The sequence below is a fragment of the Streptomyces sp. UNOB3_S3 genome, from assembly GCF_020740895.1.
In the GTDB taxonomy this organism is placed as follows: domain Bacteria; phylum Actinomycetota; class Actinomycetes; order Streptomycetales; family Streptomycetaceae; genus Streptomyces.
Genome location: NZ_JAILXP010000701.1, coordinates 1 through 1257 on the forward strand (window position 1 = coordinate 1; position 1257 = coordinate 1257).

Sequence of the window (1257 nt, forward strand, 5' to 3'; positions counted from 1 at the left end):
GGTGCCCGCCGCGGTCCTGAGCCTGGACGCCCTGCCCCGCACCGCCAACGACGAGCTCGACGTCAAGGCCCTGCCCGACCCCGACCCCGGGCCCGCGGTCGGCGCCGGCCGCGGGCTCGGGGTCGGGGTCGGGCAGGGCCTTGACGTCGAGCTTGTCGTTGGCGGTGCGGGGCAGGGCGTCCAGGATCAGGACCGCGGCGGGCACCATGTGGTCGGGCAGCCGCTCGGCGAGGTGGGCGCGGAGCTCCTCGGGGTCGGGCGTGGTGCCCTCGGCGGGTACGGCGTAGCCGAGGAGGCGCTTGCCGGTGGCGGTGTCGCGGGCGATGACGGCGGCGCGGTCCACGGCGGGGTGGCCGGCCAGGACGCTCTGGATCTCGCCGAGTTCGATGCGGAAGCCGCGGATCTTTATCTGGCCGTCGGCGCGGCCGAGGAATTCGAGGGTGCCGTCGGCGCGGCGGCGCACGAGGTCGCCGGTGCGGTACATCCGGGCGCCGGGCTCGCCGTGGAGGGCGCCGAAGGGGTCGGCGGTGAAGCGTTCGGCGGTGAGGTCGGGGCGGCCCAGGTAGCCGGCGGCGAGGCAGGCGCCGGCGATGTAGAGCTCGCCGGTGACGCCGACGGGGGCGGGGCGCAGGGAGTTGTCGAGGACGTACGCGCGTGAGCCGCGCACGGGCCGGCCGACGGGGGTGCCGTCGCCGTCGGCGAGCCAGTAGTAGGCGTCGACGGTGGTCTCGGTGGGGCCGTAGAGGTTGATGGGGCTCAGGCCCTCGGTGGCGGCGAGGCGGCGCCACAGCGGCTCGGGCACGGTCTCGCCGCCGACGACGACGAGTGCGGGGTGGTGTTCGCCCTCCTCCAGCAGGCCCTCGGCGACGAGCGCCTCGATGTAGGAGGGGGTGGCGTCGAGGTAGTCGACGCGGTGTTCGTGGACGTAGGCGGTGAGGGTGGCCGGGTCGCGGTAGGCGGTGTCGTCCAGGAGGTGGAGCTCGTGGCCGTGGACCATCCAGATGACCGGGTCCCAGGAGGCGTCGAAGGCGAAGGAGGCGCTGTGCGCGATCCGCAGCCGGTCCCGTCCGGTGCGCTCCAGGGCGGGGGCGATGTGGTCGGTGCCGTGCCCGGCGTGGAGGTTGGCGAGGGAGGCGTGGGTGACGAGTACGCCCTTGGGGCGGCCGGTGGAGCCCGAGGTGTGGATGACGTAGGCGGGCTGGTTCAGCGCGGGGGCGGTGGGCGCGGTGGTGGGCCGGGCGGCGATCCGGGCGCGGG

General features: G+C 75.7%; 1 protein-coding gene. It reads right to left on the minus strand.

Annotation, left to right across the window (positions count from 1 at the left end):
- A partial coding sequence (locus K6I33_RS35130; RefSeq protein WP_229358845.1) for an amino acid adenylation domain-containing protein occupies positions 1-1257 on the minus strand: 1257 nt, incomplete at both ends.